The sequence below is a fragment of the Bradyrhizobium sp. genome (genome assembly GCF_036009065.1).
GTDB lineage: Bacteria > Pseudomonadota > Alphaproteobacteria > Rhizobiales > Xanthobacteraceae > Bradyrhizobium.
Genome location: NZ_DASYMN010000113.1, coordinates 1 through 19,587, shown reverse-complemented (window position 1 = coordinate 19,587; position 19,587 = coordinate 1). Strand labels below are relative to the sequence as shown.

Here is a 19,587-nt window from a genome sequence, read left to right as displayed (position 1 = left end):
GGACACCGTCGGCCCAGCCCGCAGCCCGTAGGATGGGTTGAGCCGTTGCGAAACCCATCGCTTTCGCCCTCGGATCGCAAGATGGGCTTCGCTGTGCCCAACCGACCTTACGAACTAGAACAGGAAGCTCGACGAACGCTCGACCGAACAAGCGTACGAGTTTGCCTTCGCCATGGAGCCGGTAAAGATGCAGGACGGCACAGGCTCGACAGTCGCGCCGGTTGCCATTCGCTGAGTTGAGCGGTTACAAGATGCGCTTGAATTATCGGTCGCGCTGCCAGGCGGCGACCTGCCAACAACAGCAACAGGGCGGATTGTCGTGCATCAAAAAATCCTCGCACTCCTCGCAGCATTCGGTGTCGCAGCCTGTGGACCAGCCTCCGCGGCATGGCCGGACGACAAACCGATTGAAGTCATTATCGGCTTTGCTCCCGGCGGGGGAACCGATGTCATGGCGCGCAAGCTGCTGCCTTTCGTCGAAAAACGACTCGATGGAAAGGCCAAGTTCGTGGTGCTGAACAAGCCGGGCGCCGGTGGAGAGATCGCATTCACCTCGATTGCCCGCGCGGCGCCCGATGCCTACACGATGGGCGTGGTCAACGTGCCCGGCTACAACTTCCTGCCGATGACGAGGAAAACCCAGTACAGCATGGATGAAATACGTTTGGTCGCCCGCGTGGTCGACGATCCCGGCGTGATCGTGGTGGCTGCGGAAAGCAGATTTGCAAATCTTATCGACGTTCTCGGCGCATTGCGCAGCAAGCCGGGGTCGGTAACCTTCGGTCACAACGGCGCAGGTACCAACGGTCATTTGGCGATCCGCATGCTGGCGGGCGCTGCAAACGTCCAGCCCAACGAGATTTCCTATCGCGGGACATCAGCGCAAAGGACCGACCTTCTGGGCGGCCATCTGGAGGTTGGGATGGTCAGCCTTAGCGAAATTCCGGAGCTGCACGGCACCAACAAGGGACCGCTCCGCGCACTTGCGATGATGTCAAAGAAGCGTTCTCCGTCACTTCCCGACGTTCCGACGGCAGAGGAAGCGGGCGTGGCGATCATATCGACGGCGGAACGCGGCTTTGCAGTGCCAAAGGGCGTTCCCGACGACGTGGTCAAAAAGCTCGAAGCTGCAATTGCCGAGAGCGTGCGCGATCCCGACTACATCAAGAGTTCGCCGGGCGACGAGCCCGTTCTCGCTTTCATGCCAGGCGCGGAATGGCAAAAGCGCCTCGATGACATGGGCCAAGCCTTGCGGCCTTTGGCCGACGAGTTGAAGGCAAGCGAGCAGAAATGAGGGAAGCTCTCGGACATGCTCCGATCAAGATCGGGCGCGGTCTGTAGCCCGTAGAGTCCGTGGGTGGGCAAAAGCGCTCTTGGCGCCGTGCCCACCATTTTTCGTATCGAACGTCTTCGCGCTGAATGGTGGGCACGCTTCGCTTTGTCCACCCTACGGTCAGTAGTTTTGTGCCAACAGGAGACATTGGCCCCTTCCACCTCCGCACAAGACGGATGTAGTCTGTTCCCTTAAGCGCATCCTGGCGGATTGCACGTCCGCGACTCTGCGCACTGTGGAGGGAGCATCATGAAATTTCCGCGCCGCAGATTCCTGCAGCTGGCCGTGGGCGCCGCGGCGGTGCCGGTCGTGCCCCGCATGGCGCGGGCGCAGGCCTGGCCGTCACGGCCGGTGCGCATCGTCGTCGGCTTTCCCGCCGGCGGGGCTACCGACATCCAGGCGCGCCTGATGGGTCAATGGCTGTCGGATCGCCTCGGCCAGCAATTCATCATCGAGAACCGCGCCGGCGCCAGCGGCAACATCGGAACCGAGGCGGTCGCCAGAGCGCCGGCGGATGGCTACACCCTGCTGCAGATCGTGACCCCGCATGCGATCAATGCCGCGCTCTACTCTAATCTCAGTTTCGACTTCATCCGGGACATCGCGCCGGTTATCTGCGCCGCGCGGCTGGCCTACGTCGTCGTGGTGCATCCGTCGGTCCCCGCCACGACGATCCCCGAGCTCATCGCTTACGCCAAGGCCAACCCGGGCAAGCTCAACTACGGCTCGGCCGGCCCCGGCACCCCGCAAAACATTGCCTGCGAACTCTTCAAGATGATGGCCGGGGTGAATCTGGTCCACGTCCCGTATCGGGGCGGCGCGCCTGCGACCACCGATCTGGTCGGCGGCCAGATACAAGTGATTTTCAGTCCGGTGTCGGAGTCGATCCAACACATCAAGGCCGGTAGCCTGCGCGCTTTGGCGGTAACCACCACGGCCCGCCTGGACGTGCTGCCGGAGGTTCCAACGGTGGCGGACGTCGTGCCCGGTTATGAGGCCAGCGGTTTTGCCGGCATCGGCGCGCCAAGGAACACCCCGGCCGACATCATCGAGTTGCTGAACAAGGAGCTCAATGCCGGCCTCGCCGACGCCAAGATCAAAACCCGGATCGTCGAGCTCGGCGGCACGGTGCTCGGCGGCTCGCCTGCGGCATTCGGGACGATCATCGCGGATGCTACCGAAAAGTGGGGAAAAGTGATCAAGCTCGCGGGCATCAAGGCTGAGTAGGGCCGCAGGGCGGGCAAATGCGCTGTTGCGCCGCGCCCACCATTTTTTTGAATCGAACGTCTTCGCGGTAAATGGTGGGCACGCCGCCGGACGCGTTCGCGCGCCCGGCCGCATTGCCCACCCTGCGCATTATCTTGCAGCGATATGCCGGGCCGATCCCAGCACCTCGACGGTCGCGGTGGCTCCGGCAACGAGTTCGCTTGCATCAGTGCGATCGAGCGCGATCCGGACCGGGACGCGTTGGGCCAGCCGCACCCGGTTGAAGGTCGGGTTGACGTTGGCGAGCAGGGTTGCACTGGCGCTGCGATCGCGATCTTCGATGCCGGCCGCGACGCTTTCCACGCGGCCTCGCAAAGCGTGGTCGCTGCCCAAGAGCCGCACATTGACGGCGTCGCCGAGGTGAATGCGCGGCAGCTTGGTCTCCTCAAAATAGCCCTCGACGCGCAGCGTGTCGGAATCGAGCAGCGCCAGCACGCCCTTGCCGGGCGTGAGATAGGTGCCCGGACGCAGCTCCATGTTGCTGACGACGCCACTGACGGCGGCGCGCACCTCGCTGCGCTCAAGGTTGAGTTTCGCAAGACCGAGGTCGGCGACGGCCTGGTCATGGGCGGCCTGGGCCGAGCCCTGGGTGGCGATGACCTGGTCCATCCGCTGCCTGGAGACGACGACGCCCGGCGTCAGCGCGCTGTAGCGCGTCAGGTCGGCATCGGCCGCCTCGAGCATCGCGCGTTTGCCGAGCAGCACCGCCTCGGCCTGCTTGCGCGCGATGTCGTAGCGCGCGCGATCGATCCGGAACAGCACGTCGCCGCGCTGGACCCGCTGGTTGTCCCTGACCAGCACCTCGGTGACGAAGCCCGAGACATCGGGCGCAACCGGAACAACGTCGGCCCTGACGTGGCCGTCCCGCGTCCACGGCTCGTTCATGTAATAATCCCACAGCCGGGTACCGGCCCAAAGCGCGACCAGAACCACAAGGCCGGTCAGTGCGAAGCGACGTAGCGAATTCAGAAGGGCTTTCATGACAGGAACTCCTTGGAAGCGAAAACCAGGCTGGCAAACAGGCAAACGTAAAGTGCGAAATCGAACAGCGCGCTGTGCCAGACGTGACGGTAAAGACCGGCCCGCGCGATAAGCTTGCTCGCGGCGCGCGCGAGCGCGTAGGCAACAACGGCCCAAAGCAAGAGGCTCGGAACGATCACACCGAGCAGATCGAGTTGGTATTTCATGCGGCCACCCTCCTTTGCTCGTGCGCGTGCGGCTGATATGGCGCAGCTTGCGGGAACAGCCCGGCGCGAATCCCGGCAAGGCCGATAAGGGCCTCATTGCGGTCGTATTGTCGAGCCGTCCGACCAGTTCGTCGGGGAGCCGCCCGGCCGCGTGTGCCCGGAAAGCGGTAGCAAGACAGCCAAGCAGTTCGTCGATATCAGCCATTGCGCGGCGTGACAGGCCCCCGCTCGCCTGCCGGAGGTTGATGATGCTCAGCGCCGTTCGCAGCTGGCGCAGATTGGCGGCGTCGCGCGCGGCTTCCGCAGGAACCATGGCGATGCGCGCGGCAAGCAGGGCCATGCGGTGCTGCATCAGACTGGCGATCGCGACGCGATCCGCGGGCGAGGTGCGCTCAGTGACTGCGGCGAGCGTTCGCCAGTTGCTTCGCAGCAACCGGCTTGCGATCCAGCCGGTTCCAAGGAAGCGAACGACGCCGCATGACACGGCCGTTAGTGCCACGCCGACGAACAGCGCGACGCTGGCGTTGGTGAAGGAAGCGAAGCCGCCCACGTAGGACGACTGCAGCGCCAGCTGCGCGGATGTGAAGATGGCGAACCAGGAGCCGGCGTGGGCGGTCGCGGGCCGCGCCGCCATCCAGCCGAACAGCAGGAAGGCCGGCGCCAGCGCGGCGATCAACATCTCGATCGTCGAGAGCCGCGGCAACACAGCGAAGGTGTAGATTCCGCTGATCGCAATGACGACGAGAATCACCAGGCCGAAGGTGCGGAATGCCGGACGGGGATCGTCCAGGCCGGCGAGGAACGATCCGGCCAGAGCGGCGAACAGCGCGGCGGATGCGCCATCGGCCCAGCCGGTCAAGATCCAGAACGCACAGCAGGCAAGCACCGAAAGCGCTGTCGCCGCGGCGGCCCAAAGCGCAAGCCCATGATCGCGGTGCGGGACGGCGACCGTCAACGTCTCGGAGTTGAAAGCGAGGTTAAGCTGGTCCGGATCGCGGCCATCCGCGATCGCATCGCGTAGGCGCCGGCAATCCTGCATGACATCCACAAGATCGCGAAGCCGGGTAACGAGGCCGGCGACCGTGATGTCGATCCAGCCGGCATCGGCGTCCAGGTTGGGGCGGATTTCATCAAGCGCCGCGCGCAACGCATCGGCTTCCCGTCCGTCGTGACCGCCCGCTTCGAGCCACCGCGCGACCCTTGCGCAGATTCCGTCCACAAGCACTGAGGCCTGTTCGTGCGGGCCGAGCGCGCTTCTGCGGTCCTCGATCGATCCGAGCAGGGGAAGCAGCGACAGCGTGTGTTGCCGCAGCCGCTGCAGGCCTCGCGCCATGTTCGCGGAAGTGGCGACCTCATAGTCGAGATGCCCGCTCAACTGGTCGATTTCGGCAGAAGCGGCGGCAAGACGCATGCGGGTATTGTCACGCGCCGGATTGCTGCCGCCGCCGGTCAGGACATCGATGCCAAGCCGGCATCGGCGAGCCAGGCGTCCGCTCTTGCTGCGATTGCAGAGGCGACGTTCTGCGGCATCACCAGCATCGATACGACGCTCGCACAGACGATACCGAGCATAATCTCCTGCACGCGGGAGGAGACGATGTCGAACGTCAATTGGGGCGCCGAGAGGATGGGAAAGCCGAGCAGCGCGACGGTGTAGCCGGACAGCATGAACACATAGCTGCGCGGGGTGCCGTCGATCAGCGAAAAATACAGAAAAACGCCGACCCACAGCGCGATGGCGAGGCTGAGCAGTTCGGGTGCATCCACGAGGTTGGGGACCAGCGCGATCGTCCCTGCCGCGCCGATCAGCGTTCCCAGCATGCGATAGAGCGCCTTCGACGCTGTCGCCCCGGTCAATGGGCTGGAGGTGATATAGACCGACGTCATCGCCCAATAGGGGCGCGGCATATCCAGCCAGAACGCAATCGAGAGCGCCAGCATTGCCGCCGCAAACGTTTTCAGCGCAAAGACAAGAGCGGCATGTCGAGTCCAGAATGTTGAGGGTTGGTTCATGGCGATCACGAGCTTGCGAAGGCGCGGTTTTCAGGTCTCAGCGATATGCGGTCTGCGGGATCATCCAAACGGAAACCGTCTGCCAAACGCCGCCGCCTGACTTGTGTTGATAGGCGATGAAGTCGGCGTCATCGCCGTGCATAACTTCGTAGCGATAAGACTCGATGCTTTTCGTCATTGTACTTCTCCTTGTCGGTGGTTGTTCGCTTGCTGTACTAGCCGCCCGTTCTCTGCGCATCCCGCCGATGTCGTCTGCGGCTTCCGAAGCGCGCGGTCCTTGCGCTGGACAAACCGGCCGGTCAGAGTCGCCGCCAGTTCGAAGCTCGTTCCCAGAAACGCCACGACTGCAAAAAGATAGGTCAGGTCCATTTCCTGATTCCTGTTAAGCGGCGAACCGATCGCGGTGACCGAAGGCGCCATTCCGTGCCTCGATAGCCTTGACGGAATTTTCGAAGGCTCTTTCCAGAACGCCTCTGCCGAGGGTCCCAAGAACCAGGCCAAGTATCCAACCCTTAAGGTTTTTGCCGTCGCGCACGACGGCCACGTCGATGTCGGTGGTCCCATCGGGCCGACGCGTGAAGGTGTAGGTGTGGCCCGACCCGCGTCCCCACACATTGGAGTCCAATGTCGTCAGGACGACGCGGTTGGGGTCGGACCAGCTGTAGTGCAGGCGTTCCCAGATGCCTCCCGAGCCCTCCGTCACGTCGGCCTGAAAGCGCCCGAGAAGATGCACCTTGAGAACTTCGTCGGCGGAATTGCCAAAGAGTTTGGAGCGGCCGGGCCCGAAGTCTGTGAGACCGGCGATGTATTGTTCCGGCGTCAAGGTGGTAGTCTGATGAAGGTGAATCGTGGACATCTGTGGCTCCTCAGTTGGCGAGCGCGTTTGTCTTGTGGACGAGCAGGCTGTCGCCGTTCCGGCTGATTTCGAGCGCGCCTGCCTGGTGCGGCGTCGAGAGAACGACGCGCTGGCCGGACGCCAGCACCGATACAAAGCGGATCGGCGTTCCTGCCTCACCTTGCGCAAGCGTCATGACGACGCGGAATCCGTCGGGCTCAACGGTGTAATAGGCGACGCCAGAAACGTCGCCGAGATTAACGCTCTGCCCCTGGATGGGCCGTAGGCCGCTCGCGTGAGCGGCTCCCAGTGAGGCCAAAATGAAGGCGGTTGCGAGAAATGTGCTGCGGATCGACATAGGACCCTCCGTTGGTTTGAGGGGCGGGCCGGTCGCCCGTCTGCTCCCTTGCCGAAGGACATGGGCAGGCTATGATCGTCGATCAAACAGGTTGGATCGATAATGGGCATCGATGCCGTCAATCTAGGTCGTATCGACCTCAATCTCCTCGTTCATCTCGATGCGCTGCTTAACGAGCGGAGCGTGACGCGCGCAGCCAGCCGCGTCGGCATCGGTCAGTCTGCGATGAGTCACAACCTCGCGCGGCTGCGCGAGTTGTTCGGTGACGAACTTCTCACGCGCGGCTCCGATGGAATGCGCCTCACCCCACGCGCGCTGACGTTGCTCGAGCCGGTGCGGACCATGCTGGCGCAGGTCGAGGCGCTGGTGTCGCGCGACCAAGCCTTCGATCCGGCAACGGCGGTGCGAACGTTCAGGTTCGGACTGTCGGACAGCATGGAGGTCCTGATCATGCCGGCGCTGCTGGCGCGCATGCGTGAGGTCGCGCCCGGCATTCACCTCAGGCTTGCCAATTTCGACGCGTCCCGGCTGCTCGATGAGCTCGACGCCGACGAAATGGACCTCGCAATCGGCTATGACCTGATGCTGCAGGGACAATTCCACCACAAGCGGCGCAAGCTGTTCACCGAGACATGGCTGTGCATGTTCAATGCCGAGAAGACGGGCATCACGCCTCCGATCTCGCTCGACGACTATCTGCGGCTTCCGCATGTGGTGACCAGCCTCCGGCCCGGGCGGAACGCGCGCGGCATTGTGGACGGTGCGCTGGACAAACTCGGCTTGCGCCGTTCCATCGCGCTGACCACGCCGCGTTTTCTGACGGTCCCGTCTTTGGTGGCGCAGGCACCCGTCATCGTCACCGTGCAGTCGCGGTTGGCTCACCGGTTCGCCGCCGAACTCGGGCTCAGCCTCAGCCCGCTTCCGGTGGAGCTGGGCGAGATCACGATGTCATTGCTGTGGCATGCGTCCTACGATCGCGATCCGGCCCACAGCTGGTTACGGGAGCAGGTCACCGGGCTGGCGGCCGAACTGTGAGCCGGCATGTGCGCCGCCGTGCAAGTCCGCAGGATGGGTTGAGCCTTTGCGAAACCCATCGCTTTGCCGCGGGATCGGAAGATGGGTTTCGCAAGAGCTCAACCCATCCTACGGGCTACGACGCCAACCCTCATTTCGCCCCGGCCTTTTCCAGGATCGCAACCATTTCCCGATAGCCGCGATTTTTCGCGAGCTGGAGCGGCGTCGATCCGCTGCCGTCGGGAATGTTGACGTTAGCGCCGGCGTCGACCAAGGCGCGCAAGGTCTCCGTGTGGTTGTTGCCGCCATCGCCGAGCACGATCGATTCGATCACCGCGGTCCATTGCAGGTTGTTGACGTGATCCAGCGGCGCCTTGGCGGCAATCAGCGTTTGCACGACTTCAACGCGGCCGAGATGGGCCGCCGCGATCAGCGCGGTACCGTCATAACGGCTGGTGATCGCCTTGGGATTGCCGCCGCCTTCCAGCGCGAGCTTGAGCATCGGCACGTCGCCAGCGACCGCGGCGATGGTGACGATATCGTAGCGATCGATTTCAAGCTTGTTCGGATCGGCGCCGAGCCGGATCAGGGCGCGGGCGGCATCGTGCTGCTTGCGGTAGACCGCGACATGCAGCGGCGTGCGCCGGCGGCCGTCGGTCGCTTCCTTGTTTTCACCTGAGGCAATGCGCCTTTCGATATCGACGACGTCGCCGCTGAAGGCGGCGGCATGCAGGCCGCCATATGAGCGCGATTCGGCCTCGCTCGGCGCGACCTGGGCGGACGCGGGCAGCACGGCCAAGAGCGCGAGAAAAAAGCCGGCGAGGATCTGCATGGGAAGAAAGCTCCGGCCGCTGGACGCCAGGAAACATAGCATCGGCAGCAAGCGTAGCCCGCATGAGCGCCGCGATATGGGGCCGCCGTGACTGGTCCCGCTTACGTTTTTGATATCGACCTATCAACCCCGCATATCGCTGCGCTCATGCGGGCTACGATGCGATCGACTGCGACCAATTCACGCGCCTTTCTGCAAGGTGTTGCGTGCCTGAAGTCCTCATGCCATCGTTTCAATAGTTAAGATGTTATTTCAAAATGTGAAATGAAAAGCGCCGCCGTCCACCGAAGAGGCGCTTCAAGAAAACCATCCGCCCGGGGAGGCAACCATGAAACGCCTGATATCGCTGGCGATTGCAGCGCTGCTCGCATCGCAACTGGCCGCCACCGCTGCCGATCAGATCAAGATCGGAATGCCCATGATTCTGTCCGGGCCCGGGGCGCTGTTCGGGGAACCGACGCTCAAGGGCGCGCAGATGTATGTCGAGGAGATGAATGCCCAGGGCGGCGTGCTCGGCAAGAAGCTGCAGCTGATCTCCAAGGACAGCAAGGGCAATGCGGACGAAGCGGTCCGCGTCGCGCGCGAAATGGTGCTGAAGGACGAGGTCGATTTCATCGTCGGCACGTTTACGGCGGCCGAAGGCCCGGCGGTCTCGCCGATCTCCAAGGAAAACAAGATCGTGTTCATCGCGCCGGTGTCCAAGCCGGAAGCGCTGATGTCGCCGGCGAACATCCATCCCTATATTTTCCGCACCTCCACCACGACCACCATCGAAGGCCGCTCGGCGGCGGCGCTGATCGCGAGGCTCGATGTCAAGCGCGTCGCGACCATGAGTCCCGACTATGCCTACGGACAGGAAGTCACCGCGGCGTTCGTCGCGCATCTGAAGAAGATCAAGCCGGAGGTGGAGATCGTCGATCAGCAATGGCCCAAGCTCGGCGAGGCGGACTACACGCCGTTCATCAACGCCCAGCTTTCCAAAAAGCCGGAAGCGGTGTTCAGCTCGCTGTGGGGCGGCCATTTTGTGACCTTCATCAAGCAGGCCAAGCCGCTCGGCTATTTCGACGCGATCAAATACAACTTCGTGGCGGGCGGCGAAGCAGGCTCCATCGAATCGGCCAAGGCGATCGGCGAGGATTATCCGCTGGGGATCTGGGGCAACGCCTACGACATATTCTACTGGGATGAAGGGCCGAAGCAGCACAAGGAATTCATCGAGCGCCTGAAGAAATACACGGGCCAGGAGCATCCTTCGTCCTGGCCCGCGATCGGCTATGTCGCGATGCAGGTTCTGGTCGAGGGAATCAAGAAAGCCAACAGCACCAAGTCCGACGATGTCGCCAAGGCGCTGGTCGGACTCTCCGTCGATACGCCGATCGGCAGGCAAACCATCGATCCCAAGACGCAGTCGGCCAATCGCGGCCAGTTCTGGGGCAAGATGGTGAAGGACCCGCGCTATCCGTTCCCGGTGATGGAGAAGCCTGTTTATGTCGATCCCACGGCATTCGTGAACTAGAGCATGATGGTTTCAAGTCGAATCGCCACGACGCTCACCTCTCCCCGCAGGGGAGAGGTCGACGCGCATCGTCAGATGCGCGGCGGGTGAGGGGCGCCTCCGCGAGTCCGAGTGTGTGGAGAGACCCCTCACCCGAAGCCTGCGCTGCGCTCCGGCTTCGACCTCTCCCCTGCGGGGAGAGGTAAGAGCGAGCCGCCAACCTGTATTCGTGCTTTAGAGGATCGAAGGCCAGCGTGGTTCGCCCCGTCAGTCGCAAACTGGAAGGCTCGGCAGTCAAGACGGTCGCCAAGGTGCTCGATATCCTCGAGCATCTCGGCACCATCGGCAGACCGGCCACGGTATCCGAGGTCGCCATGACCACCGGCATCAATGTGAGCACCGCGCATCGCCTGCTGCAGACCTTGGCGCGCCGGCATTATATCGAACAGAATCAGGAAACACGCGCCTATGCGCTGGGTCCGCGGTTGTTCGAACTCGGCAGCGCCTATGCCAGGAACATGGATCTGGTCGGCATTTCCAGGCCCTTCATCGAGCAGTTGCGGGATGCGACGGGCGAGACGGTCCATCTTGCGATCTTAAGCGATCGCGAAGTGGTCGAGGTCTGCACCGCGACCGGCAGCCAGACGGTTACGGTGTCGCGAGGTACCGGGCGGCGCGATCCCGCGTCCTGCACCGCGACCGGCAAGGTCATGCTCGCCTTCCTGACGGCGGCTGAACTGCAGCATTTTTTCGCGGCCGGCCCGTTGCCGGCGGCGACGCCGAGAAGCATCACCGACCCGGCGCTGTTTGCCGCCGAACTGGCGCGCGTGCGGGGAAACGGCTTTGCGCTCGACGAACAGGAATTGTCGGACGATGTCTGCTGCGTCGGCGCGCCGATCCGCAACGGGCCGGACCGTGTCATTGCAGCAGTCAGCGTGGCGATGCCGAAAGCGCGCTTCCGGCAGGACAAGGTGCCGGAATGGACGCGTCTTCTGGTCGAAACGGCGGAGCGAATCTCCAGCGTCATCAGATTGTCGAGCGCCGGATAACAAATGGATTCATCATTCCTGTTCGGCCAGTTTCTCGGCGGTCTCACCGCAGCGATGTTCCTGTTTCTGATCGCCTCGGGACTGTCGCTGATTTTCGGCATCCTGCGCATTCTCAATTTTGCGCACGGCTCCTTCTATATGATCGGCGCCTACCTCGCATGGCAGCTCGTTCACGTCCTGGGGCCGGCTTCCGGCAGCTTCTGGTTCGCCGTGTTCGCCTCGGCTCTCACCGTCGCGCTGCTGGGCGCGCTGATCGAACGCTTCCTGCTCCGCAGTCTCTACGGGCGTGAAGAACTTTATCAGCTGCTGTTCACCTACGCCGTGGTGCTGGTGCTTGCCGACGCCACGAAAATGATATGGGGCACGCAGCAACTGTCGCTCTCGCGGCCAGCGAGCCTGGCCGGCTCCATGACTCTGTTTGGCGCGGTGATCCCGCACTACAATCTCCTCATCATGCTGCTCGGGCCGGTGCTTGCCTTCACGATATGGCTGGTGCTGCACCGGACCAATATGGGCCGGATGGTGCGGGCAGCTGCCCTGGACCGGGAAATGCTGGGCGCGCTCGGCGGCAATGTCGGGCGCATCTACACCTTGGCCTTCGCCGCCGGATCGTTTCTTGCCGGATTGGCGGGCGCGCTTGTGACGCCGATCAAGACGGTGGTTCCCGGTATGGATGTCGAGATCATCGTCGAGGCCTTTATCGTGATCGTGATCGGCGGCCTCGGCTCGCTCTGGGGCACCTTGATCGGCGCGCTGATCTATGGGCAGTTTCTCTCCTTCGGCATTCTGATTTTTCCGCGCTTTTCGATCTTCGCGGTCTATGCCCTGATGGCCATCATCCTGATCATCCGGCCGTGGGGCCTGTTCGGAAGGCCGCTCTCGCGATGACGGATCGCCTGATCGGACGCGTGCCGTGGACGCTGCTCGCATTCGCAGCGGCGCTGTGCATTCCGCTGCTGGCCTCGCGCTTCTACACCTCGCTCGCGACCGACATTCTCATTCTTGCGCTGTTCGCGACCAGCCTGAACCTTCTGCTCGGAACCACCGGGCTGGTCTCCTTCGGACACGCCGCGTACTTCGCGGCCGGCGCCTATACCTGCGCCATCCTGATGAAGAACCACGGCGCGCCGTTTGCCCTGGGATTCGCCGCGGCCGGTATTGTCGCCGGCGCGATCGCGCTCGCATTCGGTTTCTTCTGCGTCCGGCTGACCAAGATCTATTTTGCGATGCTCACCCTCGCCTTCGCGCAGATCGTGTGGGCGATCTGCTTCAAATGGAACGACGTGACGGGCGGCGAACAGGGACTTTCGAATGTGCCTTATCCGGATCTCGCATGGATGGCGGGGATCCCGGGCCTCGGCGGCATGCGGGTAGGCGAGCACTATTTTTATGTAACGCTGGTGCTGGTCGGCCTCTGCTTTCTGATCCTGCGGCGGATTTCGGAATCTCCGTTCGGGCGGATACTGACGACAATCCGGGAAAATCCGGAGCGCGCCGAATTCATCGGCATTCACGTGCGCCGCTATGAACTGGCGGCGTTCGTCGTGGCCGGCGTGTTTGCCGGGCTGGCCGGGGCCCTGTTCGGAATCTTCAACCGCGGCGTGTTTCCGGATTTCGGCTACTGGTCGAAGTCGGCCGAAGTGCTGATCATGGTGATCCTCGGCGGCATGGGGCAATTCTGGGGGCCGCTGGTGGGCGCGTTCACGCTGACCGCGCTCAACCAGCAGATCACCTCATACACCGAATTCTGGCCGATGGTGCTGGGGCTGGTTCTCATCGTGCTGCTCTACGCTTTCCCGGCGGGCATTCTCGGAACGCTTGCCGGCATCGCCGGCGGGCGTCGGGAGCGGACCGATGCTTGAGGTGAGCCACCTGCGTAAGACCTTCAGCGGATTTGTCGCGATTGCGGATGTCAGCTTCTCGGTCGAGCGGCGTCAGATCGCGGCCGTGATCGGCCCGAACGGCGCCGGCAAATCGACGCTGTTCAACCTGATCACGGGGCACATCCGCCCCGACACGGGGCGCGTGCGTTTCGACAATAACGACATCACCGGCGCGCAGCCGCCCGCCATATGCCGAATGGGCGTCGGCCGGTCGTTTCAGCACGCCAACATTTTCCCAAAACTCACCGTGTTCGAGAATGTGCAGGCCGCCCTGATCGCGCATCGCGGCGCGGCCACGAATTTCTGGGCGAAGTCGCGCAGCATATTCAGCGACGAAACCCGCATTCTGCTAAGGTCCCTTGGGCTGCATGGCCAGGCCAATACGATTGGCGGAACGCTGTCTTACGGAAACCAGAAGCAGCTCGAACTCGGCATCGCGCTTGCCGCCGATCCCAAGATGCTGCTGCTTGATGAGCCGACCGCAGGCATGTCGGCCTCCGAAACACGGGCTACGATCGAGCTGCTTCGGCAAATCGCGCTTGAGCGGGAACTGACGCTGCTGTTCACCGAACACGACATGGATGTGGTTTTCGCCATCGCGCAGAAGGTCGCGGTGCTGCATCAGGGGAGATTGATCGCCTCGGGATCGCCGACGGAAGTGCGCGGCAATCCCGAGGTTCGGCGGGTCTATCTCGGGGAGCGGCGGCAATGACAGCGCTGCTCGATGTCAGGGACATCAACGCCTCGTACGGCCACTCGCGCGCGCTGTTTGGCGTGTCCATCGAGGTTGGTCGGGGAGAATGCGTCGGCCTGCTCGGCCGTAACGGCGTCGGCAAGACCACGACGATGCGCTCCATCATGGGACTTACACCAGCTTCCTCAGGACAGGTGTTGTGGAAGGGAAGAGACATCACGCCTTGGCAGCCCTTTCAGATCGCGCGGGCAGGAATTGGGTTCGTTCCCGAAGATCGCCGCGTGTTTTCCGACCTGACGGTGATCGAGAATCTCGACGTCGCGCGCCGGGCGTCGCAACGGCCGGGCCCATGGACCATCGAGGCGGTGTTCGATTTCTTTCCGAAGCTGCGCCAGCTCGCCGGCCGCCGCAGCGGCTTTCTTTCGGGCGGCGAGCAGCAGATGCTGACCATCGGCCGCACACTGATGTGCAATCCCGAATTGCTGCTACTGGATGAGCCGTCGGAAGGTCTGGCGCCGCTGGTGGTGGAATCCCTGCTGCAACAGGTCTCGAACCTCAAGCGTCAGGGACTGACGATTCTTATGGCCGAACAGGCGCTGGATTTTTGCCTTGACCTGGCTGACCGGGTTTACGTCCTGCAGAAAGGCGCCGTGCGCTTTTCCGGACCGTCATCGGCATTGCGCGACGATCCCGGGTTGCGCGAGGAACTGCTCGGTCTTGCGCCACCCGTCACTTGAGGTTCGCTTAGGATCAACACATCACAGGGAGGAAAGTCCACATGCCATTCGTCAACATCAGAATTCTCAAAGGTCATTCGCAAGCGCGCAAGGACGAAATCTCCCGGCGCGTCACCGCGGCCATCAGTGAGGTCGCTGAGTTGCCGAGCGAAGCCATCTGGGTGGTGTTCGAGGATGTCGGCGCCGACGACTGGTATGTCGGCGCGGCACGCGTGAGCGAACTTCAGAAGGCGGCAGCGGCGGGAAAGACCAAAACATGAGCGTTGAAATTCGTCATCCGGCGTTCCGGTCGGTTGTCGGCCCGTCGGTCGAATTCGAACAGCTCGGCACCGGCTTTCTGTTTACCGAAGGCCCGTTGTGGAATGCCGCGGGCAGCTATCTGCTGTTCAGCGACATGCCGGGGGACCGGATACGCCGCTGGTCCGCGGATGGCGGTGTCGTCGAGTTCAGGAATCCGAGCAACAAATCGAACGGCCTGACCTGGGATCGCGAAGGCAGGCTGCTCGCGTGTGAGCACGCGACAAGCCGCGTGACACGCACCGAGCCCGATGGACGCATTACGGTGCTGGCCAGCCACTATGAAGGCAAGGAGCTGAACAGTCCCAACGATATCGTGGTGAAGCGGGACGGTTCGATCTACTTCTCCGACCCGACCTATGGCCGGATCGAGTTCTACGGCGTGCCGCGACCGACCGAACTCAGGTTTAGGGGCGTCTACAGGCTCGATCCCGACAGCAAGGCATTGAAGCTTCTCGCCGACGATTTTGGGCAGCCGAACGGCCTTTGCTTCTCGCGTGATGAGAAACACCTGTTCGTCAACGACACCGAGCGAGGTCACATTCGCATATTCGACGTTCGGCCCGATGGGACGCTGCATCGCGGCCGCGTCTGGGCGGAAACCACCGGCGAAGGTCCGGGCGCTCCCGATGGCATGAAGATCGACAGCGAGGGGAACGTGTACTGCTGCGGGCCGGGCGGCATCCACGTCTTCGACCCATCGGCTACTTGTCTCGGCGTGATCAAGGTGCCGGAGGTGCCTGCAAATTTCGACTGGGGCGATGCGGACAATCGCAGCCTTTTCATCACCGCGTCGACGTCGCTGTATCGTGTCCGGGTTGGCGTGCCGGGCCGCCGACGGTTCAGCCCGTAGGATGGGTTGAGCCTTTGCGAAACCCATCCTTTGCCACGGACCAGAAGATGGGTTTCGCCGTGCTCAAGCCATCCTACGAACTTTATTTTCCTGGATCAATCGCGCATCATGGACGAACCTGCGATGGAGCATTGCAATGAACACCAGCGATTTCGAGGCAAATCTCAAGGCCGACGGCTACTCCGAAATTGAGACGCAAAGCCTGCAGCCGCGACCGGGAAAAGGGCATCACGGCCATCATTTCGCGATCCGCGGACTTGTCCTGGCCGGCAGCTTCACAGTCACTCAGGACAACCGGCGGGTCACATACGGTCCCGGAGAAATTTTCGCTGTCGCGCAAGACCACCCGCATGACGAAGAGGTCGGTCCGGAGGGTGCCCGCGTCCTCGTCGGACGAAAATATGCTTGAGCAGATAGGGTGGGCAAAGGCGCCCTTGGCGCCGTGCCCATCATTTTTTGATCGAACGTGTTCGCGCCGAATGGCGGCGCGCGCGGAGTTTATCATGGGGCGCGCATTCGCGGCACCTGTTGGCCTTGCCCACCCACGATAATGCTTCCTGGCGACGCGCAGTAGTCCGCAGGATGGTCGAGCCTTTGCGAAACCCGTCGCGTTGCCGCGGATCAGAAGATGGGTTTCGCTGCGCTCAACCCATCCTACGAACTGCTTTAAGCAACAAGGCATGCGGCGTAGCAGCCGCTTACGATTTCGTCGATCAGCGACGGCCTGCTCGGGCGCCAGCCAAGCTCTGCTCTGGCGCGGACCGCGCGAACCCGGCTATTGGAGCCCATGGTATTCTGCGCCGTGCCCTCGCCCCATTCGCGTTACGCTTCGTCCAGCGACATCGGCACCGTGCCGGCGTTGACGCCGAGCCTGCGATTGATCGCCTCGCACACCTGCCGCATCGAATTCTCGCCATTCTCGGCAAAATAGAATGCGCCCGCCGGGGCTCACGCCAGGGCGAGAAGATAGAGTTCAACCAGATCGTCGAGTTGCACGTTCGACCAGACTTGCCTTTCGAGGTTCTGCCCGAGCTTGCGGCTGACTATTTGCGCGTCCCGTCCTCGATGATCTGGACGACGCGTGACATGTCTTGCTGTGCGCGACCCTGAAAGACGCCGTGCTTTAGCACGAGCCGTACCGCCTGGCTCACCCACATTGGAACGCCGAGTTCTTCGCCTTGCGCGATGGCGAGATCGACATCCTTCATGAGTATCTCGATGGTCGCGCCAAAGTCGAAACTGCGTGGCAGCACCGTTTCGGGGAAGATGTGCATCGTCGCAAAATTGCGGCCGGTGCCATTGTTGAGAATTTGCAGCATGGCGTCGTCCGGAATACCGGCCTTGCCCGACATCGTCATTGCCTCCGACGTAGCGACAAGGGCGACGGCACAGAGCATGTTATTGGCGAGCTTCATGGTCTGCGCGGACCCCGGCCGGTCGCCGGCAACGACGATCGTCTTGCCCCACGACTGGAACACCGGCATCAACTCGGCGACCTTGGCCGGATTGCCGGACACCATCATGGCCAGCGTGCCGGCCTTGGCTCCCGCGACACCGCCGCTGATCGGGATATCGATGACGGTGACATCGGTCGCTGCGCATTGTGCCTCGACCTCGCGGATGAACCGCCCGCCGACGGTGCAGGTGTTGACCAGCGTCTTCAAGGCCTTGCCTGCGAGCAAGCCATCGGGTCCGGAAAGCGCACGCCAAAAAATTTCAAGCGTCGGCAGCGCGACAATGACCGTGTCGCAGGTGTCCGCCAATTCCTTCAGCGAGGCCGCGCGCCGCGCCCGACGCTCGAGAAGTGGGCGCATGGCGTCCTCGCGCACGTCATAAAGCCAGAGCTCGTGCCCGGTGTCGAGCAACTTGCCCGCCATTGGCTGACCCATGTTGCCAAGGCCGAGGTAGCCGATACGCATGGTGTAACTCCGGTAAAGCAGGTAGGAGGGTAGCGCTGAAAGCGCGTAACCCACCGGGCTATCGCTAGTTGCAACCACGGTGGTGGGTTACGGCGCTTCGCGCCTAACCCACCCTACGGGCTATGCGCTAGGCTTCTTATAATCAGTCTGGTGTACTTCGACGATGGTGCCGTCAGGATCCTGCAGGAAGATCTGATACCAACCACCCATCGCCCAAACGCCGTAGTCGGCGAATTGAATATTTTTGTCTCTCAGCATGGCCTTGAAGGCCTCGATATCGTCTGTACGAAACGCGATGTGACCGCGATCGACCGGATTGAGACTCTGTTTGGTCCGGAATGCGACGCCGAGATCCTGCGGTGAGATGTGAAACTCGGTCGTGCCATCGGTCAGAAACTCGACTTTGCCGTCGTAGCCTCGCGACGTGATTCGCGCGTCCTGGTAGCTTGGGACCGGCTTCATGTTGAACAGTGACCGGTAGAATTCCGTGACCGCGCCAACGTCCTTGGTCGAATAGTTCACGTGATGGAGCTTCAGTTCCATGGGATGCCTTTCTGTCGATCAGACAATGAACCTGCGCCAATCCGTAGGGCGGATTAGCGTCCACGACCACCGCAGCGTCAACAAGCGAGGCGGAAGCGTAATCCGCCGCTTCGCGCACCCGTTCGTGGTTGGTGGGTTACGCCTTCCGCCGTCATCCGTTGAGCTTGTCGTGCGCGGGGCGCGGCTAACCCACCCTGTACCCTTCCTGATGTTTGGCGCCGGTCTAACGGTGTAGACTGGTAGCGCGGGCCGATCTGCCGGGAGCAGCCTAGCCCACCTGTGCCGAGAGTACCGACGTAGGACCAGCGCCCCGGCAGAGCGGCCGCGATCGAGATCCAGTAGGAGGTCGCGCCGAGAGCGCCGGTACAGGGATCGATCAGGATCGCGGTGGCCCGCTTAAGCAAGGAGGTCAACAATGATCGACGATGTGCAATGGTTCGTCGGGATCGACTGGGCAACGCAGAGCCACCGCGTCTGCCTGCTTGATGTCGAAGGACGACATGTGAGTGAGCGCGACTTCGCGCATGGCGGAGCCGGGCTGACGGAGTTGCGCGATTGGCTGCTTGAGAAGACCAAAGCCGAGCCGGGACAGATCGCAGTGGCGATCGAGACCCCGCACGGACCGGTCGTCGAGACGCTTCTCGATCACGCCTTCCAGGTCTTCGCCATCAATCCCAAGCAACTCGACCGTTTCCGCGATCGCTTCACGGTCGCCGGGGCCAAGGATGACAGCCGCGACGCCCGTGTGCTCGGCAGCGCGCTGCGCACCGATCGGCAGGCCTTCCGCCGGCTTGTGGTCGATGATCCCTTGGTGATCGAGTTGCGCGAGTGGTCGCGCATGGCCGACGAACTGCAACAAGAGCGCGTTCGTCTGGCCAATCGGGTCCGCCAGCAGCTGTGGCGATACTATCCGCAGGCCGTCGAGTTGACCGACGATGTGGCGGACGATTGGTTCCTCGCGCTTTGGCAAAAGGTGCCCACACCCGCCACCGCCGCAAAGGTGTCCGAGAAGACGATCACGCGCATCCTCAAGGACCATCGCATCCGTCGCCTCGACGCCGCGACGGTGCTGCAGACCTTGCGGAAGACACCGCTGTTCGTCGCGCCGGGCACCACCGAAGCCGCCTGCGCACATATCCGCGCGGTGGCGGCGCGACTAAGCCTGGTCAATCTTCAGATCAAGGAGGCGCATCGGGCGCTGGACGGCCTCTGCGCCAAGCTCGAAGCGGCGACGGAGAATCCATCGGGGCAAATCCATGAGCAGCATGACGTGACGATC

Annotated in this window: 22 protein-coding genes and 1 pseudogene; 14 read left to right on the top strand and 9 right to left on the bottom strand. The window is 62.7% G+C overall.

Annotated elements, in window-relative coordinates:
- Window positions 1-451: 451 nt before the first annotated feature.
- Window positions 452-1,294: a tripartite tricarboxylate transporter substrate binding protein gene (locus tag VGP39_RS07285; protein WP_327567430.1), complete on the top strand. Its 843-nt coding sequence runs from the start codon at window positions 452-454 to the stop codon at window positions 1,292-1,294.
- 288 nt (window positions 1,295-1,582) lie between these two features.
- On the top strand, window positions 1,583-2,560 hold the full coding sequence (locus tag VGP39_RS07280; protein WP_327567429.1) for a tripartite tricarboxylate transporter substrate binding protein: 978 nt from the start codon (window positions 1,583-1,585) through the stop codon (window positions 2,558-2,560).
- Window positions 2,561-2,689: 129 nt separating this feature from the next.
- On the opposite strand, the gene VGP39_RS07275 is transcribed toward VGP39_RS07280, so the two are convergent.
- From VGP39_RS07275 to VGP39_RS07250, 6 genes and pseudogenes are all read right to left on the bottom strand, one after another.
- Window positions 2,690-3,973, bottom strand: a complete 1,284-nt coding sequence (locus VGP39_RS07275; protein ID WP_422652985.1) for an efflux RND transporter periplasmic adaptor subunit — start codon at window positions 3,971-3,973, stop codon at window positions 2,690-2,692.
- A pseudogene (locus VGP39_RS28125) lies at window positions 3,956-5,727 on the bottom strand (FUSC family protein); the annotation flags it as partial. The gene VGP39_RS07275 and the pseudogene VGP39_RS28125, both read right to left, overlap by 18 nt.
- Before the next feature lie 109 nt (window positions 5,728-5,836).
- The gene (locus tag VGP39_RS07265) at window positions 5,837-5,977 is read right to left on the bottom strand and encodes a hypothetical protein (RefSeq protein WP_327567427.1); all 141 of its coding nucleotides are present in this window, start codon (window positions 5,975-5,977) and stop codon (window positions 5,837-5,839) included.
- Complete coding sequence (locus VGP39_RS07260) at window positions 5,974-6,168, bottom strand: hypothetical protein (protein ID WP_327567426.1); 195 nt, start codon at window positions 6,166-6,168, stop codon at window positions 5,974-5,976. The genes VGP39_RS07265 and VGP39_RS07260 overlap by 4 nt, the downstream gene beginning before the upstream one ends.
- 13 nt (window positions 6,169-6,181) lie before the next feature.
- On the bottom strand, window positions 6,182-6,655 hold the full coding sequence (locus VGP39_RS07255) for a hypothetical protein (RefSeq protein WP_327567425.1): 474 nt from the start codon (window positions 6,653-6,655) through the stop codon (window positions 6,182-6,184).
- 10 nt (window positions 6,656-6,665) lie between these two features.
- Entirely contained in the window at window positions 6,666-6,992 is a 327-nt protein-coding gene (locus VGP39_RS07250; protein WP_327567424.1) for a hypothetical protein, read from the bottom strand.
- A gap of 102 nt (window positions 6,993-7,094) precedes the next feature.
- On the opposite strand from VGP39_RS07250, the gene VGP39_RS07245 reads away from it, so the two are divergent.
- Window positions 7,095-8,027 carry a LysR family transcriptional regulator gene (locus VGP39_RS07245; protein ID WP_327567423.1) on the top strand — a complete coding sequence of 311 codons (933 nt, stop codon included), beginning with the start codon at window positions 7,095-7,097 and terminating at the stop codon, window positions 8,025-8,027.
- A 130-nt stretch (window positions 8,028-8,157) separates the two neighbouring features.
- Here VGP39_RS07245 and VGP39_RS07240 read toward each other — a convergent pair whose 3' ends face one another.
- Window positions 8,158-8,838, bottom strand: coding sequence for an ankyrin repeat domain-containing protein (locus VGP39_RS07240; protein WP_327567422.1), 681 nt, complete (start codon window positions 8,836-8,838; stop codon window positions 8,158-8,160).
- Window positions 8,839-9,166: 328 nt separating this feature from the next.
- Here VGP39_RS07240 and VGP39_RS07235 point away from each other — a divergent pair, with 328 nt between their 5' ends.
- The 10 genes from VGP39_RS07235 to VGP39_RS07190 all read left to right on the top strand — a co-directional run bounded on the left by VGP39_RS07235 (window position 9,167) and on the right by VGP39_RS07190 (window position 16,777).
- Window positions 9,167-10,354: an ABC transporter substrate-binding protein gene (locus VGP39_RS07235; protein WP_327567421.1), complete on the top strand. Its 1,188-nt coding sequence runs from the start codon at window positions 9,167-9,169 to the stop codon at window positions 10,352-10,354.
- Window positions 10,355-10,587: 233 nt separating this feature from the next.
- On the top strand, window positions 10,588-11,382 hold the full coding sequence (locus VGP39_RS07230) for an IclR family transcriptional regulator (RefSeq protein WP_327567420.1): 795 nt from the start codon (window positions 10,588-10,590) through the stop codon (window positions 11,380-11,382).
- 3 nt (window positions 11,383-11,385) lie between these two features.
- Window positions 11,386-12,270 carry a branched-chain amino acid ABC transporter permease gene (locus tag VGP39_RS07225; protein WP_327567419.1) on the top strand — a complete coding sequence of 295 codons (885 nt, stop codon included), beginning with the start codon at window positions 11,386-11,388 and terminating at the stop codon, window positions 12,268-12,270.
- The gene (locus VGP39_RS07220; protein WP_327567418.1) at window positions 12,267-13,244 is read left to right on the top strand and encodes a branched-chain amino acid ABC transporter permease; all 978 of its coding nucleotides are present in this window, start codon (window positions 12,267-12,269) and stop codon (window positions 13,242-13,244) included. The genes VGP39_RS07225 and VGP39_RS07220 overlap by 4 nt, the downstream gene beginning before the upstream one ends.
- Window positions 13,237-13,977: an ABC transporter ATP-binding protein gene (locus tag VGP39_RS07215; protein ID WP_327567417.1), complete on the top strand. Its 741-nt coding sequence runs from the start codon at window positions 13,237-13,239 to the stop codon at window positions 13,975-13,977. The genes VGP39_RS07220 and VGP39_RS07215 overlap by 8 nt, the downstream gene beginning before the upstream one ends.
- On the top strand, window positions 13,974-14,696 hold the full coding sequence (locus tag VGP39_RS07210) for an ABC transporter ATP-binding protein (protein ID WP_327567416.1): 723 nt from the start codon (window positions 13,974-13,976) through the stop codon (window positions 14,694-14,696). Before VGP39_RS07215 ends, VGP39_RS07210 begins: the two co-directional genes overlap by 4 nt.
- Before the next feature lie 41 nt (window positions 14,697-14,737).
- Window positions 14,738-14,956 carry a 4-oxalocrotonate tautomerase family protein gene (locus VGP39_RS07205; RefSeq protein WP_327567415.1) on the top strand — a complete coding sequence of 73 codons (219 nt, stop codon included), beginning with the start codon at window positions 14,738-14,740 and terminating at the stop codon, window positions 14,954-14,956.
- Window positions 14,953-15,846, top strand: coding sequence for an SMP-30/gluconolactonase/LRE family protein (locus VGP39_RS07200; RefSeq protein WP_327567414.1), 894 nt, complete (start codon window positions 14,953-14,955; stop codon window positions 15,844-15,846). The genes VGP39_RS07205 and VGP39_RS07200 overlap by 4 nt, the downstream gene beginning before the upstream one ends.
- Before the next feature lie 136 nt (window positions 15,847-15,982).
- Window positions 15,983-16,255, top strand: a complete 273-nt coding sequence (locus tag VGP39_RS07195) for an AraC family ligand binding domain-containing protein (protein ID WP_327567413.1) — start codon at window positions 15,983-15,985, stop codon at window positions 16,253-16,255.
- Between the two features lie 378 nt (window positions 16,256-16,633).
- Window positions 16,634-16,777 carry a hypothetical protein gene (locus VGP39_RS07190; RefSeq protein ID WP_327567412.1) on the top strand — a complete coding sequence of 48 codons (144 nt, stop codon included), beginning with the start codon at window positions 16,634-16,636 and terminating at the stop codon, window positions 16,775-16,777.
- A gap of 112 nt (window positions 16,778-16,889) precedes the next feature.
- Here VGP39_RS07190 and VGP39_RS07185 read toward each other — a convergent pair whose 3' ends face one another.
- Window positions 16,890-17,765 carry an NAD(P)-dependent oxidoreductase gene (locus VGP39_RS07185; RefSeq protein ID WP_327567411.1) on the bottom strand — a complete coding sequence of 292 codons (876 nt, stop codon included), beginning with the start codon at window positions 17,763-17,765 and terminating at the stop codon, window positions 16,890-16,892.
- Window positions 17,766-17,885: 120 nt separating this feature from the next.
- Complete coding sequence (locus VGP39_RS07180) at window positions 17,886-18,308, bottom strand: VOC family protein (RefSeq protein WP_327567410.1); 423 nt, start codon at window positions 18,306-18,308, stop codon at window positions 17,886-17,888.
- A gap of 415 nt (window positions 18,309-18,723) precedes the next feature.
- On the opposite strand from VGP39_RS07180, the gene VGP39_RS07175 reads away from it, so the two are divergent.
- Window positions 18,724-19,587, top strand: an 864-nt coding sequence (locus VGP39_RS07175) for an IS110 family transposase (RefSeq protein WP_327567409.1), incomplete at its 3' end; no start/stop codon positions are given.

Coding starts and splice junctions, on each gene's coding strand:
- VGP39_RS07205 (WP_327567415.1), top strand. CDS start 14,738: ATGCCATTCGTCAACATCAGAATTCTCAAAGGTCATTCGCAAGCGCGC.
- VGP39_RS07215 (WP_327567417.1), top strand. CDS start 13,237: ATGCTTGAGGTGAGCCACCTGCGTAAGACCTTCAGCGGATTTGTCGCG.
- VGP39_RS07250 (WP_327567424.1), bottom strand. CDS start 6,992: ATGTCGATCCGCAGCACATTTCTCGCAACCGCCTTCATTTTGGCCTCA.
- VGP39_RS07200 (WP_327567414.1), top strand. CDS start 14,953: ATGAGCGTTGAAATTCGTCATCCGGCGTTCCGGTCGGTTGTCGGCCCG.
- VGP39_RS07235 (WP_327567421.1), top strand. CDS start 9,167: ATGAAACGCCTGATATCGCTGGCGATTGCAGCGCTGCTCGCATCGCAA.
- VGP39_RS07185 (WP_327567411.1), bottom strand. CDS start 17,765: ATGCGTATCGGCTACCTCGGCCTTGGCAACATGGGTCAGCCAATGGCG.
- VGP39_RS07180 (WP_327567410.1), bottom strand. CDS start 18,308: ATGGAACTGAAGCTCCATCACGTGAACTATTCGACCAAGGACGTTGGC.
- VGP39_RS07195 (WP_327567413.1), top strand. CDS start 15,983: ATGAACACCAGCGATTTCGAGGCAAATCTCAAGGCCGACGGCTACTCC.
- VGP39_RS07260 (WP_327567426.1), bottom strand. CDS start 6,168: ATGGACCTGACCTATCTTTTTGCAGTCGTGGCGTTTCTGGGAACGAGC.
- VGP39_RS07255 (WP_327567425.1), bottom strand. CDS start 6,655: ATGTCCACGATTCACCTTCATCAGACTACCACCTTGACGCCGGAACAA.
- VGP39_RS07225 (WP_327567419.1), top strand. CDS start 11,386: ATGGATTCATCATTCCTGTTCGGCCAGTTTCTCGGCGGTCTCACCGCA.
- VGP39_RS07210 (WP_327567416.1), top strand. CDS start 13,974: ATGACAGCGCTGCTCGATGTCAGGGACATCAACGCCTCGTACGGCCAC.
- VGP39_RS07245 (WP_327567423.1), top strand. CDS start 7,095: ATGGGCATCGATGCCGTCAATCTAGGTCGTATCGACCTCAATCTCCTC.
- VGP39_RS07280 (WP_327567429.1), top strand. CDS start 1,583: ATGAAATTTCCGCGCCGCAGATTCCTGCAGCTGGCCGTGGGCGCCGCG.
- VGP39_RS07220 (WP_327567418.1), top strand. CDS start 12,267: ATGACGGATCGCCTGATCGGACGCGTGCCGTGGACGCTGCTCGCATTC.
- VGP39_RS07285 (WP_327567430.1), top strand. CDS start 452: ATGGCGCGCAAGCTGCTGCCTTTCGTCGAAAAACGACTCGATGGAAAG.
- VGP39_RS07265 (WP_327567427.1), bottom strand. CDS start 5,977: ATGACGAAAAGCATCGAGTCTTATCGCTACGAAGTTATGCACGGCGAT.
- VGP39_RS07190 (WP_327567412.1), top strand. CDS start 16,634: ATGGTATTCTGCGCCGTGCCCTCGCCCCATTCGCGTTACGCTTCGTCC.
- VGP39_RS07240 (WP_327567422.1), bottom strand. CDS start 8,838: ATGCAGATCCTCGCCGGCTTTTTTCTCGCGCTCTTGGCCGTGCTGCCC.